We start from the raw sequence: 15,803 nt of genomic DNA, 5'->3' as shown, positions 1-15,803 counted from the left end.
TCTCCTTTACTTTAACTGGATTCGCCGGTCAATCGCAGAATAGGCGATATCCACAAGAAAATTTAATACTACAATGCCAACAGCCAGAATAAAGATAAAACATTGCAGCACCGGAGTGTCTTTTGAGATCACGGATTTCAATGCCAGATTTCCGATTCCCTGAATTGAAAAAATACTTTCTATCACAGCTGAGCCACAGAAAAAACCGATCACAATTGATACCAGACGTGTAAGCACAGGAATCAGGATATTTTTCAGACCATGACGCAAAATTACATTTACAGATGACAATCCCTTAGCTCTGCTGGCACGTATGTAATCCTGCTTCAGCACCTGTATCATATTGGTACGGATCAATCTCGTCATAATTCCAAAGAAACTGATATCCATGGCAAATGCCGCAAGAATCGGGATGCCTCCGGCATCTCCTCCGATCACGGAAATCACTTTTAGCTTTACTCCAAATATATAGAGCAGCATCAGACCGATCCAGAAAGACGGCATAGATACACTGAGGGACGACAAAATGCGAATGACTTTATCCAGAACTCTGTTTTCATAAATTGCCGACAAAATTCCAAGAGGGACTGATACGATCATCAACAATAAAAACGAAGTAACTGCCAGTTTAAATGTCTGTGGAAAATATCTTTTTAATTCCTCAAAAGCCGGTTTTCTGGTAGAATATGATTTTCCAAAATCGCCATGAAGTGCCTGATCCAGCCATTTCCCGTATTGTACCAGCACCGGCTGATCCAGTCCTTCCTCATGCCGTACTTCTTCTACCTGCTCCGGTGACGGATGCTCATATTTTTTCTCCGCCAGCACTCTGGCAGCATCACCTGCCGATATAAAACTCAGCATAAAAATAATAAATGTAACCGCCAGCACTACCGGAATCATAAATATAAAACGCTTTGCAATTACTTTTCCCATCTTCATCTCTCCTCATTTTTCATCTGTTTATTCGGTTAAAATAAAAAAAGCTGATATGATCCAGCATCATATCAGCACAAAAAACAAACCTCTACCTCAAGCAGAGCTTATTCCTTCTGTATCCCATCCGAATCAGAATTCTTCTGTCAAAAAGGCAAGTCTCCTGACTCCAGTTCTTCCTACTTACCATCTTCCCGGATCTCTCCAGTGATATTTTGGTTTTCGTCCCTGTCACAGTAGCGGTGGCTGTTCTGGCATTTCACCAGATTCCTTATTAAGTACTTTGTACACCCTTCTGACTATTCAATTTTCATAGTTGCAATGAATAAATATTATAATATCATACTTTTCTTTTTATATAAATAGTTTTTTGTCAAATATAAAATATCTGAACATTTCATAGTGAAACCCGGATATTTTCTGCCTGTATTATTATAAATCTCTTAAGTAAATAACATTATGTATGAACGGTGACTTCTTTATATTTCCGTATAATGATCATATAACTTACGAATAATAAAACAGCTGCACTGCTCCATGCACAGATCTCTGCATAGTATATTCCATCTTCACCGATCAGTTTTGGCAGCAGCAGCGCAACACTGACACGCATTATAAATTCTGCAATGCCGCTGGCAAGCGGAATCAAAGTATTACCCAGGCCCTGGATAGCGGAACGATACACATACAGCAGATACAGCACCCACAAAAAGACAGCCATGATAAACAAATACTTATATGCTATATCCAATACCTGTCGGGTCTGATCCGGTTCACCGGATACAAACAGGGACAGTACATTACGTCCAAACAGTACCATCATGCCGGAAATGAAAGCCGAAGTGAGCACTGCCATATAAGTGCCGCTGCGCACGCCTTTTCGAATCCTCTGGTATTTTTTTGCACCAAGATTCTGGCCCACATAGGTTGTAATAGCATATCCATATGAAACGGCAGCCATCTCCAAAACCCCATACAGCTTGTTCGATGCCGTAAATCCCGCCACAAACAGAAAACCAAATCCATTGATCACATACTGTACCACAAGTCCTCCCACGGAGATGATCACATTCTGTATCGCAAGAGGAACCGCCAGTTCCAAAAGCCGCAGGCTCATAGAGGGCTGCCTGTAAAAGTCCTTCTTTTCCAGGCGGATATCCGGGATTTTACGTAATACGATCAAACAGTACAAGGCAGAAAATCCCTGCGCGATAACGGTCGCCACTGCTGCTCCGGCTATACCCCAGCCAAAAACCGCCACAAATAACAAATCCAGTCCCACATTGATCACTGCTGCCACTGTCATTGCGATCAACGGAGATCTGCTGTTTCCAAGTGCCCGAAGGATCGCTGCAAATATATTATAAGCAGCTATGATCGGGATTCCTGCAAAGATCAGCCGCAAATATAGCATTGTCAGATCAATGACATTATCCGGTGTCTGTAAAAATAAAAGAACATGATAAACTGTACCTTCACTTACTGCGAGTACGACCACAGACAGTAATGCTGTCATGATATAGCTTTTCGCTACTGCACATTTCAGATTTTCCTTTTCCCTTGCTCCATAATACTGAGATACAAGAATAGAAAAACCCTGTGTGATACCTGTCATAATCCCCAACACCAGCCATACCAGCCAATCTCCGGCACCTACTGCCGCCAGTGCTTTAACTCCTACCACTTGTCCGACGATCATGGTGTCTGCCATTGTATAAAACTGCTGAAAAATATTTCCAAGCATCATTGGTATGGCAAAAGTTATGATCAGTTTTCCGGGAGATCCGGCAGTCATATCTTTTTCATTAGTTCCCATAAGAATCTCCTTTTCTTTTCATCCTTGACCGCTATTTTACAAGGGACTCTTACGAAACACAAGCCTATTTTTTCACAAAGTTTTTCTCATATTTTTGGTAGCTATTACATCTTTATAATCATTATTTTTAATGGATCATCTTTGCCACGCCTATCTTAAAACTCTTTCTTCTTCATGGCGCTCATACTATACTTATACGAAGCAAACCATATAAGCAGACTTAGCACAATGAGGGCAATCCCGATTTCAAGATCCCCTATTCCCCCTATCATATGCAGAATACTTTCTTTTAATCCCAAGTTAGTCTTCACAAAAGATCTAATTGTATAACAAATCGCAAAAATAATTAAAATTGCGATTGGCAGCACAATTCGCCCTTTCTCTCCTTCGAACCTTATCCTGATCGCGATCATAATTCCCGCAATTGCCTGAAACACAAAAAATGTGATCAACTCCATTGCCAGCATTTCCAGATCAAACACCTCTTCAGGATTTATGAGTACCATAATTCCTGCACAGATCATTCCAATGCACCATCCACATGCTGTCATGATAAAGGAAAAAATATATTTTTCTCTGACATATATTTTTTTATTTACGGGTAAAGAAAATAAATATGTGTAACCATGGCCATTTTCATCATAACTGATCGTATTACCTGAATATATCGCCAGAACAGATGGGATATACATTGCAATGAAAGCAGCTGCCTTTTTTCCTGTAAGTATAAAAAACAATGCTACAAACACTAACACCAAAAAAAGATTACCACCCTGTCGAAAAAACAATCGAAAATCCTTTTCCAAAAGCCCTCTGATTCCTTTCATCATCTTTCGCCTCCTGTCAACATCAGGATCACCTGATCGAGTGATCCGCTCTCTACTACGATTTCCGGATAATTTTCTATATAATACTGCTTCTCGTTCGTCAGACAGGCAACTCCAAAAAACTCTTTTTTCTCTTTCAAAAGATACCTTTTGTCCACTGCCTGATATTGTTCCTCACTGACCTTCAACACTGCATATTTTTCAAGAATCGTATCCATCGCTTCATGAAGTACAATCTTTCCTTTATGTATCACATAAATGTCATCACACAGATGTTCTAAGTCCGAAGAAATATGTGAGCTGATCAGGATACTTCTCTCCGGCTCTTCTTCCATATACTCTCTTAAAATATCCAGCATCCTTTCCCTCGCTCCGACATCAAGCCCTGCTGTCGGCTCATCCAGCATCAGGAATTCTGCCTGATGTGTCAATGCAACGATCAGATTCAGCTTTGCTTTCATTCCTGTTGAGTACTCTTTTATAAATTTATCCAACGGAATCTGATATTCTTCACACATCTGATGAAATTTTTCTGCTTCAAACTTTGGATATAATTTGGCAAGGACTGCCTCAACATCTTTCCCTTTCAAGTATCCACTGAATCCGGTTTCTGCCAGGACAACTCCCAGCTCTTCTTTCTCTTTTTCACTTAACTCTTCCGGTATTTTTCCCAGGATCTTTATCTCACCGGCATCATAAGAAATGAGTCCGAGCACTGCCTTGAACAAAGTACTCTTACCGGCTCCGTTCTCTCCAACCAGACCGGTGATTCTTCCTTTTTCTACATTTAACGAACAGTCTAACTGAAATTCACCGTAGCTTTTCTTTACTCCTTTGATCTCCAACATAATCATTCATCCTCCATGATGAGTTCAAACAACGAACGGATCTCTTCCTCTTTCATTCCGCAGCGCCTTCCCTTCTGAATTGCTGCTTCCAGATCCGCCTCAACCTCTTTCCTGCGCTCTTCTTCCATCAGCTGTGTATTCGAAGCCGCTACATACGTTCCTTTCCCATGAACTGTGACTGTCATGCCCTCTGCTTCCAGATTGTCATATGCTTTCTTCACAGTAAGTGCACTGATCTTCAGTTCCTTTGCCATTGTTCTCACGGACGGCAATATATCATTTTCTTTTAACTCTCCGGAGATGATCTGCGCCTTGATCTGCTCCATGATCTGTTCATAAATTGGTACCATCGATGTATTATTGATTATAATCTTCATATGTTCCCTCCTGTTGCAAACAGTATATAACAGTATAATACTGTTGTCAACTGTTATATACTGTTTTGCAGTAGTTGACTGCCGGGATATATTTTTTAGCACGAAAAAAGCACCTCTCGGTTTTCTGATTATTAACTCTGAGAAGTGCTCTTGTTTTATATCTAATTTTAGTACAGCTTTGCACCTGCCGGGATTCTGTCATCTACCATCAGAAGGTTCAGTCCTTCATGACCATCTTCCTCAGGTACTGCTGAGATCAGCATACCCTCGGAATCGATTCCCATCATGAAGGAATTCATTCTGATCAAATGCTCTTATTTTATTTCTTTTTAACTCATTCAATGTTAAAAGTATAGTTTTTGTTTCTGTCTTCATTATCCTGCTGCTGAAGATAAAACATTGCCTTTTGAGTTTCAATCTCCGCTTTCAGTTCTTCTTTTGTCGGCAGGTATAATTTGTACTTGGAAGCAAATAATTGTTCATTGCCATGCATAACAGAATAACGGGCAATATCATCATCTGTATCGGAACAAAGAACAATACCGATTGTTGGGTTATCGCCCTCACTACGTTTCAATTCATCATACATACGGATATACATATCCATCTGTCCTACATCTTGATGTGTTATCTTTTCTGTTTTCAGGTCGATGAGGACAAAGCATTTCAGTATGTAATTGTAAAACACAAGGTCGATATAATAGTCCTGTTTCTCCGTATGGATATGCTGCTGCCTTGCCACAAAAGCATATCCCTTTCCAAGCTCCATCAAAAATTTCTGCAAATTGGAAAGAATACTTTTCTCAAGGTCACTCTCTGTAAAATCTGTATTCTGCGAAAAGCCTAAAAACTCCGCAACTACCGGATTCTTGATAAACTCCAACTTATCATTCTGATACGGTGCAGTCAGTTCCTTCATTTCACTTTCTACAAGCTCTTTTTTCTGAGTTTTGAGCATACGGTAATAATACTGAGAAGAAATATTCCTCTGCAAAGTACGGACACTCCAAGTCTGTTTTGCGGCTTCTTTCTCATACCAGTCGCGAGCTGCCTTCTCTTTAACCTGTAATAATGTTGCATAATGCGACCAAGACAGTAACCCAACAGATTTTCCAGACGATGTCTGGAAAATTTCAGGATAGGTCTTATAGAAAGAATCCTCTGCTGTCTGGTAAATCACATTGAATGGCTCAATATCTTCCATGTTTGGAAACAACTTACGGTTCGTGCACGCTGCTGTCAGCATCATGGCAAAATAGGTTTTTCCCTCTCCCGGATTGCCCTGAATGATTGTTAGTTTTCCAAATGGAATATAAGGGAACCACAGCCATTCCACACTGGTCTGTTCAATATCTTTATAACATAACATCGGCACCAGTGCTTCTTTCTCCTGCATTTTCATTGTAACGGTTTCCTGTATCACTTTCTTTCTGTCAGCATTTTCGTCACAGAGAATTTCATTCCAGTCTTTTCTGGCAGGTTTCAACCGGATCACACGATATCCATCCGGAATTTCTCCTGCCAATTTTTCACAAGCTTCATTTCCTGCGTGATCATTATCCAGGCACAGGAAAACCGAAGTAATCTGAGGGCGTTCAGAAAGAAAAGTCATCAGTGCCACACTGGAGACTCCGCCCAGGCTCAGGTAGCTACGTTTCTTCCAGTCTTTTGGAAATAACTGGATAAATGACAGCAGATCAATGGCTGCTTCAAATACAAACAGTTGATTATCCTCTCCTCTGTGACAGAATCCATAAGATTTATCCGAACCAGCTACATCTCCCCGATATTTTATCCCGCCAGTTCCCCTGCAGTGCGCATATCTCGGAATACCGTCTGCATCTCTGCCGACAAATACAACATTATGGTGTTTCTTTTCTTCGTAAATATTCCCACCGGCAATCCATTCCTCCACCAGATCTTTCTCAAGCCTCCTGATTTCTGTCAGATATTTTATGACCGTCTCATTCGTTTCACTTTTCTCCGGTAACCGGAAGTCAGGTGACGGGGCGAGGCAGGACTTCTGCCTGCCTTCGCCTTCTTCATCGATCAACATCTTCACCGCTTCCGGAAATGTGGCATGATAAAATTCCATCACAAAATCCACCGGATAGCCACCCTTATTCTGGCTATGACGATACCAGCGATTTCCTGATACCGTTACACTGTCATGCTTTTTCCAACGGTATTCTCTGCCACTTTTTACCAACTGTTCTCCCCGTGCATTCAGAAAAGAAGCAAGATCTGTCTGGTTTGCTCTTGCGATCTGTTCTTCTGTATACTGCATTTTCATCATCCTTTCCCGTCTGTCCTGCAACAGATTTTTATAAACTTATCTCATTACTTCGTTTTTTCTTCATTTGTCGATTTTTCACTTTTTCTTCCTCAATCAGTTTCTGGTTCTCCGCCAGTCTGCCATGAATAGAAGATTTCTGTTTCGATTCCTGCTCCGGCATTTCTCTTTTTTCTTCTGAAAGCCCGGAAGTATCTGTTTCTGGCATTTCACGATCTCGCCTGGCAATATCAGCACATCTCTGTACCTTTTTCACAAAGGCAAGCTCATCCTGATAGGGCTGATTATCAGCTTTTAATTCTTCAATCATTATACGGAGATCTTCTTTTTCTTTTTTCCATCTGGATTCTGGCAGCCGTCCCTTTTTATCCCGGTATGGTTTTAGTTCACGCTCACATTTACGATAATAATTGATCGCTTTTTTATGCTCCGTATAAAACTTTTCCCGTCTTTTCTGGAAAAAGAAGTGGTTGTATTCATCTATCAACGGCTGATTCTGCTTCAATACCTGCATCTTCTTTTCCAAATCTTCCAGGTTTTTCAGTTGTTCTCTCTTTTCACTGATTTCAGCTTTGCTGGCAGAAATAATTCCATTCAGTTCCTGAATTCGTGTTTGTAAATCGTCCATTGTCTCAATGTTGTGTACCTGAAGATAATTGATGGATTTTGCAAACTCCTGTAAGTTTGAAATTTTCTTTCCCCTTCGTTCCATCTCCGCATAAAAATTTGAAAGTTTCGGGCTATTCTGCGTTTTTTTATCATAATAATCTTGCAGACTCTCCAAAAGCGTCGGGTTCTGCTGCCTTCGATCCAGTTCCATTTTCATTTCTTCATAGGCTGTTTTCATCCACTGGATAGATTCTTTTAAGGAAATGAACATCTGATTGAATTGCCGGATCGCCCGATTCAACTCTCCAATGATTGTTTTGATTCCCTTCTTCTCCATTGCTCTGACTTCGTACCCTTCATGAATTGTCGGGATCAGATCAATTCCCTGTTCTTTATAGGAACGATGGTCGATTCTTGCTGCCATATGACACTCCCGGAATTTATCATTCACTTTCTCGGTCCATGCCTTTCTCCATTCCTTTAAAAGTTCAGGATCGTTCCAACCGGTAGTAGAAACAGCATTGAAGACATACTTTCCTTTGGCATCTTTTATCCTGTTTCCTTCTTCGTCTAAAACATATTCCCGTTTCTGTTTATTTCCCCAAATTCCTTCTTCTGTAAAAGGACGAATTGGAGCAAGTACATGAAAATGAGGATTATCCGGTTCATCTCCATCTTTTGATTTTCCCTCATGAACTGCCAGATCCACAATCATGCCACGTGCCACAAATTGTTCCTGGCAAAATTCTCTCGCCAGTTGGATATTCTCCTCTAACGTCAGTTCATTCTGCAATGCAATGTCAAAAGAATAGGCAAGCTGTGCCCGCTTGCCCTTTTCTGCTCTCTCTACCTCGTTCCATAATGTTTCCCTGTCTGATAATCGTTCCGGCACATAATCCGGTTTGAGGATTTCTGTAAACATCACACCGGATTTCCTCGTGTAATCATGGACTTGTCCATAATAATCGTTATACAATTTTTGCCCGGAAATATACGCAGCCGAATTCACCACTGTCTGCCCTTTTCCTCTGGATACCTGCTTTACAGAAAAATGATAAAGTGCCATCAGCTATCATCTCCCTTCGTGGTTTTCTCTACTTCTTCAGCAATCTGCTGTCGTTCCTTTCTTCCTGCCTCCAGATATCTATCCCGGACTGTATCTCTGTTGTATTTAAGAACTTTCATTTCATTCATTACTTTCTGGAAATCCTCCTGCTCAAGATCTTTGGACATAGGAAACGCTTTTTCAAACTCAGCACCTTTAACCACCAATCGGTGTGATCGTTCTTTCCTCTCGATCAGCTTTTTTCTCTGTTCCAGAATATTCTTATTGTGCATTGCCTGTTCAAGTTCCTTTTTACTTTTTTCCATGTTGGCTTTCAATTCTTCCAGTGACATGGATTCATATTTGGGGTTCTTCTCTCTGGTCATTGTCTGTCTCTCCTTATTTTCACAAACAAAAAGAACCAGCTTTCTCTCATAAATGCTGATTCCCTGATATAAATGAGATAGGCACCTGTGCCGCAAGGGGAGCTATCCCCTTGTCCGAAATCTATGATTTCGCTACATTCCCGGATTAAGATTTCTCAAATCCGGGAACAGCACCGCAGGTCGCACGATACAGGCAGATGTAATTGCCTGTATAGAAGTGCGCTCTTAGCTTGCTAAGAGAATTATGCCGTATCCGGCGTGCTATTTTCATCATCCGTAAATTCCATCATCTCATCAATGGTACAGTCCATTTTTTTACAGATCTTCTCAACTGTCTCCATGGACACATACTTGTTTTTTCCCATCCGGGCAAGAATATTTCCGCTGATTCCGGCGAGGTATTGCATCTCTACTCGCTTCATATTTTTATCAATGAGCATTTTCCATAATCTGTTATAACTCACACCCATAATCCACACCTCCAACCACTTATTCCAGATTAGTCAAATGGGATCTCACCTTCTGCTGCTTCCATAAATCCGTCCTTATCTGTTTTCGGTGTACCAGTTGAGTTTTCACCACCGCTGTTGTCCTTGTTCTGAGCAAATTCATGCTCTTCCACAATTACATCCGTGGTATAAATCATCTTTCCATCCTTGTCCTTATAATTACCAGTACTGATACGACCACCGATCACAATCCGCATTCCTTTATGAAGATATTTCTGTGCAAACTCTGCACTCTTTCCAAATGTTACACAGGAAATAAAATCTGCTTCCTGTTCCCCATCACGTTTATATCTTCTGTTTACTGCCAGCATGTATCTTGCTACTGCCATATCATTATCTTTCCCGGCATATTTAATTTCCGGATTTTTTGTCAATCTTCCCATTAAAATAACCTTATTCATAGTCATTATCATCCTTTCCAGGCATTTCGCCCTGTGAATATTATTATCAGTTACTTTTTCGCCAGCGGTTTCCGTGCGTTTCCCTGTCACCTGCAGCCATCTCAGACTGCCTCTGCCTGCATATACAGGTCACTGACCATAAGGCTCCGGTCAGCCGCCCATCATCGGGAGTGTCATTATGATCTCGCTCACTTTCAGAAAAGAAAGGTCATGGCAAGACTCCTGGTAGACTTCCAGGGTGCACTTATCAGTTGTCAAGGTTCAACAAAGGAACATTTTCAAAACGTCCTCTAATTACTAAAGTCAAATGACCTGGCACGATGCAAAAAATTCGTGATATTTTTTTGCGTTTTTATTACCTTACCTTTTGTTTTCGTTAGTTCCTTCATATACTCTGTACTGAGGCGTATAAAAACGGACATGATTTTGAAAAATAATTGTTCCTCTACCTATAAAGCTTTAAAAACGGTATTTACCAACCCTCTTTTGCAAGTTTGTTATACATAAATGAAATATTTCTTCACTAATTACCTGTCACATAGAACGTGAGGGCAGATATTTTCTTAGAAAAATCATTTTTCCACTAATCACACGTGGCAAAGGATATAATGTCAGATGATTTTGAAAAAAAGCAAAAAAAATAGGCACTAACCATTTACGGTTAATGCCCTTTGGGATAATCATTATTTATCTGTTTTTATCTGATTGCGAAAGTACACTTGCAGCTAAACTCTTTGTTGTTCCAGAATACTTATTACTGTTCATTACCATAGATGCCTTTGTTTCCATAGCTTTACCAGTAATTTTTCCGGTGTTTCTCTGTGACAATACACTTGCAGCTAATGACTTCTGAATTTGAGAACTATTATTCGATCTCATAATTTTTGAAGCCTGTGTTGATAATTTCTGTCCACTTGATTTTTTATTCATGTTTTGTCTCTCTTTCTTTTTAAGAGAGAATGTGATCATCAAACATTCTCGAACATATTGTTACTTATAATTTATTTATCGTTCTTTTCTTTGGCTTCTTTACGTGGAAAGCAAAATACCTTTTTGCCAACCTGCTTAGCATATAAACGATTTCCATTTCTTAATGTAATATATGCTGTAAAAACCATGTCAGTCTGGTCACATTTTACCATGCAATCTGCCTCCTTTCCAAAAGATTTTTCTCAGACGAATCCGAAAAAGTATGGAAATTGGCAGAAACAAATACTAAAATATATTTGAAAGATATGGTTTTAGTAGATGATCTTTTGTCTCTGCTATTTCCGCCAGAGTTCGTTTGAGGCCCTAATCTCAAATGAACTCTTTTTTTGGAATCAGAAAAGTTGCAAGCCTTATATCATAGTGACTGCTTCATTCAAATCAAACAGCATTAAATTCATTTCTGGAACTAATACGCCATTTACTCGATACGACAACTGACTCAAATCCCAATCACAAATTCTTGCAATCGTGTTAATCAAATCTTTTGCATTCCATCGAACCGACAAAACACCATTTGATTTTTCCTTATAAAACTGTACTGACTTATCATCATGTTCATCACATGCTTGAACCGCAATCTGTTTATCAGATTCGTTTATCAGAAGCTTTACATATGTTGGGTATTTCATCTTCATGATTACAGATTTGTTGAATGTAATACCATTACTTGTAATCGAAATATATGGTACACCCTCGCTAAAGTCAAACGTCTTAAAATTTGATAAATCAATCACTCTGCTCGCCTCCTTTCTGTTTTCTATATGATTATAACATATTCATCCATTCTGTTCAATCCTATTTATTTTCTTGTTTTCTTTTCGTCTTTTATTTGTTTTTTATTCATCTTTTGTTCTTCTATTATTTTATTATTTATTCACTTGTCATTTTGTACATTTGTATTAAAACTCATGCGAATACTTTTTATTTAAAAGAATTTAACTGAAAACAGATACAATTTTTATAGTAGTCAAAACAAAAGGCACTAACCATTTGCGGGTAATGCCTTTTCGGTTAATCATTATTTTCTATTTTTCTTCTGTCAGCTTCTGATACATTTTCATCAATTCTGCCACACAATCGGCTTCCGACATTTTAGTGCTGAATCCATAAGCCTCCATCACAGCTCTGTTGTTTGCGTTATGTGCTTTAAGTAATTCCGGCGGCATAGTCAACGGGTCATAAAGATCTGCAAGACTGCTATTTGGATAAAGTGCTCTGGCATTTAAGATTGCCTGTGCAGTTTTCTTTATCTTTTCTTTTTGTTCATCCGTAGGTGACGGCCATGGGAAATTATTGTAAACAATCGTATTAGAATAACTATAATCACTCTTTAATCTGCCACATACAACTCTTGTCCATGCCATATGAACATTCGACATCAATATACCAAACTCATAGCTTGTTGCAGATGGCATTGTAAAAAGTTTATCACCCGGAATAATTTCACCATCCAGATAATCCATTGGAATATATCTTCTGTTTTGTGATGACACCTTCGGTATCGCTATATACGGAGAATCATATTCAAGTATTGATGCAAATAATCCTGGAGTATCTGCAGCTTTTCTTGTATTATTTCTCGTGCTTGCCATTCTAAATTCACGAACTTTATCAATTCTTTCTCTGACAAGCGGACACCGTTTCAATAATGATGGATCTGCCCCAACCAGCCATATACAATATCTTGGTTTTCTATCAATAAAATCTTTTCCCATCATATAATGTCTGATGAAAGATATTGCCTGTGGCTCTTTAGATATCAATTCTTCTTTTTCTTCTTCCGTAAGTATCAAATATCCGCCATCTATTGCCTGTCCTCCTAATGAAATAGGTGGAACATCTGATAAAGGTTTCATTCTTTTTTCAATTGAAATATTATCTGCATCCAGCAGATAACCATTAATATTTTTTGCTACTATTATATCGTCCTTGGAATATATCTTCTTCTGATACTCTGCACCATTTTTTCTACTAAATCCTATAATGACACAATGTACATGTGCTTTGATTGAAGCCTCACTATCCCATATAAATGTTCTATATGCATAATCAATTTGTATTCCATCTTCAAACAGTGGTTTCCACAAAATGGAAACGCTCTCTCCCTGAGTAATTGAATTAGTCGATACAAGAGCTGCTCTGATATTTATATTTTCCTTCATGTAATCAGATGCCTTTTTATACCAGCAACTTACATAATCGAGATTACCTACACTTTTCCATCCAGCAAATATATCAGCAACATCTTCTTTTTGTTTTTCTCCCATCCACCTTGCACCAACGAAAGGTGGATTCCCCATTATATAAGATAATGACTTAGCCAAAACAACGCTGTTCCAATCTATCTTCAGTGCATTACCTTCTGCAATATTTACATACGTCTTCAACGGAAGGAAATCATCATTGAACCCATATACAATATTTTTTGTTTCCTCCATCATCTGTGATTCTGCAATCCACAAAGCTGTCTTTGCTACTGTCACGGCAAAGTCATTGATCTCAATTCCATAAAATTGTTGAATGGATACTCTGATTGGATTATGAACATCTCCCAACGTCATCTGACCACCAACTTTTTCACGAATGACTTCATTTTCTAACCGTCGAAGTGATAAATATGTTTCCGTCAGAAAATTTCCCGAACCACAAGCCGGATCTAAAAATGTCAGTAAAGCCAGTTTATTCTGAAATTCATCCAGACGTTTTACTTTTGTCCTCTGCACCTGTATTTTCAAAATCTCATGAAATTCCGTCTGCAATTTATCGAGAAACAACGGATCAATCACTTTATGTATATTGGAAATACTTGTATAGTGCATTCCACCGGATCTTCTCGTTTCTGGATTTAACGTTGACTCAAACACTGCCCCAAAAATTGTAGGGGATATATCACTCCAGTCAAAATCTTCAGAAGCTTTGGTCAAAAGTAATTCTTTGATTTCTTCTGTCAACGGCGGAATCTCAATAGTTTCATCTGAAAACAATCCACCATTCACATACGGAAACTGTGCTAAATCTTCTTCTAAATATTCGTCTCTCTCAGAGACAGGTGTATCCAAGACTTTAAACAGTTCCAGTAATGCACGCCTACAGTCTTTCACTTCATATGCTTTCAGATAATCATGGAAAATATTCCGTTTTCCAAAAATCCCAGCATCCTCGGCATAAAGACAGAACACAATTCGAACACATAAAGCATTCAGACTTTTCAGTTTATGCTCTCTTTTCTCTTTTTGTTCAATGGTTTCCTCTTTCGCTTTTACTTCTGGAATCTTATACTGTGTAAGGAATGCTTCATAAAGCAGTCCAACAATATCTCCTGCTTTAATCGATACTTCCATCTCGTGAGAGATTTTCTGCACATCTTTCTTTATTAAAATATCAAGCAACGGATACTTACTCGGTATTTCATCCAATGATATTTTTACTGCCTCCGGTACTCTGGCATTCATATCATAAATCCATATATCAGAGAAATTGCTGGTAATGATCCAACGTGCCTTTTCATCATATGGGAGATTATCATTATATCGTTTTGCTTGATCATACGGCGTCAGTTCTATTGAACCAGAATTCATAATCTTATGGTCCAGTGCTTTACCAAGACTCTTTTGTTCAATCAATACATGCGTTTCTGGAATATACACATCAATTCTTTTTGTATTTCCATCTACCACAACTTTTTTCTCAAATTCCACACGATCTGTCACATTCTCCATTCCAAGAACGTTTGACAGAAAATCAATCCAATATGATCTTCCATCCTCATCTTCTCTTCCTCTCCCCTTCCATTTATTTGCAAATTGGCGGGCAGCTTCCCTCTGTTCTGCATCGGTCATCGTTTTTTTCCTCCTGCGTATCCGTAAGCTCTCATATTCATAATCTATTAACTCAGACAGGTAAAGTACCGATACTTATCATGTATCTGTATATCATCATTCATCTGCAAAAATGTGTACTTTCCTGTAAAATGCTCATTTTTTCTCTACTACTCCATAATATCATAAAACAGCCTATCTTCCAACGATAGAAGTTCGTTGACGATACCTCCAAAGCACTTGTCAAAAAGTACACTTTCATGTAAAACACCCACCTTACAATAATTTGGCTTTTTCGTAAATTTCTGCACGATACCGAAAAGTTGATAAGGGCATATTACATTCTTTCGCAGCAGACGTTCCAGTTATTTTCCCGTTTTTCCACCGCTGATACACATCGTGAAAATTATCTGGCAATCTGCTTGGTGGTCTACCGAACCGCACACCTCTGGCTTTTGCCGCTGCAATACCTTCTGCCTGCCTTTGCCGAATATTTGTTCTTTCGTTTTCTGCTACAAATGACAGTACCTGCAATACAATATCTGACAGAAACGTTCCCATCAAATCTTTTCCCCGGCGAGTGTCAAGTAAAGGCATATCAAGAACCACAATATCAATTCCTTTATCTTTTGTGAGAATTCTCCACTGTTCCAGTATTTCCGCATAGTTACGTCCTAAGCGATCAATACTTTTTATATAAAGAAGATCATCTTTCCGGACACGTCGAATCATTTTTCTGTATTGTGGGCGCTTGAAGTCTTTTCCAGACTGTTTATCAATAAAAATATTCTTTTCTGGGATAGCCAACTCCTTCAATGCAATCAATTGCCGATCTTCGTTCTGATCCCGACTACTGACACGTATATATCCAAATATATTTCCCATCCTTGTTTCCTCCTGCATAGTCTCTGATAGGTGAAAAGCTGTCTTCCCCAAAAGAAAGACAGC

At 39.0% G+C, this 15,803-nt stretch carries 15 protein-coding genes, 1 pseudogene and 1 riboswitch; all 16 genes and pseudogenes read right to left on the bottom strand.

The window, feature by feature from the left end; all coding sequences use genetic code 11:
• Window positions 1–6 precede the first annotated feature (6 nt).
• Window positions 7–936 carry an ABC transporter permease gene (locus EAI83_RS09210; protein WP_015526672.1) on the bottom strand — a complete coding sequence of 310 codons (930 nt, stop codon included), beginning with the start codon at window positions 934–936 and terminating at the stop codon, window positions 7–9.
• Between the two features lie 136 nt (window positions 937–1,072).
• Window positions 1,073–1,246: riboswitch (cobalamin riboswitch) on the bottom strand.
• 147 nt (window positions 1,247–1,393) lie between these two features.
• Window positions 1,394–2,752 carry an MATE family efflux transporter gene (locus tag EAI83_RS09205; RefSeq protein WP_015526673.1) on the bottom strand — a complete coding sequence of 453 codons (1,359 nt, stop codon included), beginning with the start codon at window positions 2,750–2,752 and terminating at the stop codon, window positions 1,394–1,396.
• A 155-nt stretch (window positions 2,753–2,907) separates the two neighbouring features.
• Entirely contained in the window at window positions 2,908–3,582 is a 675-nt protein-coding gene (locus tag EAI83_RS09200; protein WP_059086423.1) for an ABC-2 transporter permease, read from the bottom strand.
• Window positions 3,579–4,427 (bottom strand): ABC transporter ATP-binding protein, encoded by an 849-nt coding sequence (locus tag EAI83_RS09195; RefSeq protein WP_059086424.1) that lies wholly within the window; start codon window positions 4,425–4,427, stop codon window positions 3,579–3,581. The genes EAI83_RS09200 and EAI83_RS09195 overlap by 4 nt, the downstream gene beginning before the upstream one ends.
• A gap of 2 nt (window positions 4,428–4,429) precedes the next feature.
• Window positions 4,430–4,804 carry a GntR family transcriptional regulator gene (locus EAI83_RS09190; RefSeq protein ID WP_015526677.1) on the bottom strand — a complete coding sequence of 125 codons (375 nt, stop codon included), beginning with the start codon at window positions 4,802–4,804 and terminating at the stop codon, window positions 4,430–4,432.
• A gap of 167 nt (window positions 4,805–4,971) precedes the next feature.
• Window positions 4,972–5,091, bottom strand: a pseudogene (locus EAI83_RS09185) (methionine--tRNA ligase subunit beta); the annotation flags it as partial.
• Window positions 5,092–5,138: 47 nt separating this feature from the next.
• Entirely contained in the window at window positions 5,139–7,091 is a 1,953-nt protein-coding gene (locus EAI83_RS17540; RefSeq protein WP_243113466.1) for a PDDEXK nuclease domain-containing protein, read from the bottom strand.
• Window positions 7,092–7,128: 37 nt separating this feature from the next.
• Window positions 7,129–8,772 carry a MobQ family relaxase gene (gene mobQ / locus EAI83_RS09175; RefSeq protein ID WP_110103167.1) on the bottom strand — a complete coding sequence of 548 codons (1,644 nt, stop codon included), beginning with the start codon at window positions 8,770–8,772 and terminating at the stop codon, window positions 7,129–7,131.
• A complete protein-coding gene (locus tag EAI83_RS09170) occupies window positions 8,772–9,137 on the bottom strand; it encodes a DUF3847 domain-containing protein (protein WP_015526708.1) in 366 nt (121 codons plus the stop codon). The genes mobQ and EAI83_RS09170 overlap by 1 nt, the downstream gene beginning before the upstream one ends.
• Window positions 9,138–9,379: 242 nt before the next feature.
• Window positions 9,380–9,607 (bottom strand): helix-turn-helix domain-containing protein, encoded by a 228-nt coding sequence (locus EAI83_RS09165; RefSeq protein WP_015526709.1) that lies wholly within the window; start codon window positions 9,605–9,607, stop codon window positions 9,380–9,382.
• 29 nt (window positions 9,608–9,636) lie between these two features.
• On the bottom strand, window positions 9,637–10,047 hold the full coding sequence (locus EAI83_RS09160) for a single-stranded DNA-binding protein (RefSeq protein WP_015526710.1): 411 nt from the start codon (window positions 10,045–10,047) through the stop codon (window positions 9,637–9,639).
• Window positions 10,048–10,734: 687 nt separating this feature from the next.
• Window positions 10,735–10,977 (bottom strand): hypothetical protein, encoded by a 243-nt coding sequence (locus EAI83_RS09155; protein ID WP_044961316.1) that lies wholly within the window; start codon window positions 10,975–10,977, stop codon window positions 10,735–10,737.
• Window positions 10,978–11,048: 71 nt separating this feature from the next.
• Complete coding sequence (locus tag EAI83_RS17240; protein ID WP_015526712.1) at window positions 11,049–11,189, bottom strand: hypothetical protein; 141 nt, start codon at window positions 11,187–11,189, stop codon at window positions 11,049–11,051.
• A 198-nt stretch (window positions 11,190–11,387) separates the two neighbouring features.
• Window positions 11,388–11,771 (bottom strand): hypothetical protein, encoded by a 384-nt coding sequence (locus tag EAI83_RS09150; RefSeq protein ID WP_180214226.1) that lies wholly within the window; start codon window positions 11,769–11,771, stop codon window positions 11,388–11,390.
• 291 nt (window positions 11,772–12,062) lie between these two features.
• Window positions 12,063–14,876 (bottom strand): DNA methyltransferase, encoded by a 2,814-nt coding sequence (locus EAI83_RS09145; RefSeq protein WP_015526713.1) that lies wholly within the window; start codon window positions 14,874–14,876, stop codon window positions 12,063–12,065.
• Between the two features lie 255 nt (window positions 14,877–15,131).
• Window positions 15,132–15,740: a recombinase family protein gene (locus tag EAI83_RS09140; protein WP_015526714.1), complete on the bottom strand. Its 609-nt coding sequence runs from the start codon at window positions 15,738–15,740 to the stop codon at window positions 15,132–15,134.
• Between the last annotated feature and the right edge of the window lie 63 nt (window positions 15,741–15,803).

Origin of the sequence: Blautia sp. aa_0143, assembly GCF_004167315.1 — a bacterium.
In the GTDB taxonomy this organism is placed as follows: Bacteria; Bacillota; Clostridia; order Lachnospirales; family Lachnospiraceae; genus Blautia_A; species Blautia_A fusiformis.
This window is presented reverse-complemented; position numbering and strand designations above follow the sequence as displayed.

Coding starts and splice junctions, on each gene's coding strand:
- EAI83_RS17540 (WP_243113466.1), bottom strand. CDS start 7,091: ATGCAGTATACAGAAGAACAGATCGCAAGAGCAAACCAGACAGATCTT.
- EAI83_RS09145 (WP_015526713.1), bottom strand. CDS start 14,876: ATGACCGATGCAGAACAGAGGGAAGCTGCCCGCCAATTTGCAAATAAA.
- EAI83_RS09205 (WP_015526673.1), bottom strand. CDS start 2,752: ATGGGAACTAATGAAAAAGATATGACTGCCGGATCTCCCGGAAAACTG.
- EAI83_RS09200 (WP_059086423.1), bottom strand. CDS start 3,582: ATGATGAAAGGAATCAGAGGGCTTTTGGAAAAGGATTTTCGATTGTTT.
- EAI83_RS09165 (WP_015526709.1), bottom strand. CDS start 9,607: ATGGGTGTGAGTTATAACAGATTATGGAAAATGCTCATTGATAAAAAT.
- EAI83_RS09210 (WP_015526672.1), bottom strand. CDS start 936: ATGGGAAAAGTAATTGCAAAGCGTTTTATATTTATGATTCCGGTAGTG.
- EAI83_RS09140 (WP_015526714.1), bottom strand. CDS start 15,740: ATGGGAAATATATTTGGATATATACGTGTCAGTAGTCGGGATCAGAAC.
- EAI83_RS09195 (WP_059086424.1), bottom strand. CDS start 4,427: ATGTTGGAGATCAAAGGAGTAAAGAAAAGCTACGGTGAATTTCAGTTA.
- EAI83_RS17240 (WP_015526712.1), bottom strand. CDS start 11,189: ATGGTAAAATGTGACCAGACTGACATGGTTTTTACAGCATATATTACA.
- EAI83_RS09155 (WP_044961316.1), bottom strand. CDS start 10,977: ATGAATAAAAAATCAAGTGGACAGAAATTATCAACACAGGCTTCAAAA.
- mobQ (WP_110103167.1), bottom strand. CDS start 8,772: ATGGCACTTTATCATTTTTCTGTAAAGCAGGTATCCAGAGGAAAAGGG.
- EAI83_RS09170 (WP_015526708.1), bottom strand. CDS start 9,137: ATGACCAGAGAGAAGAACCCCAAATATGAATCCATGTCACTGGAAGAA.
- EAI83_RS09160 (WP_015526710.1), bottom strand. CDS start 10,047: ATGAATAAGGTTATTTTAATGGGAAGATTGACAAAAAATCCGGAAATT.
- EAI83_RS09190 (WP_015526677.1), bottom strand. CDS start 4,804: ATGAAGATTATAATCAATAATACATCGATGGTACCAATTTATGAACAG.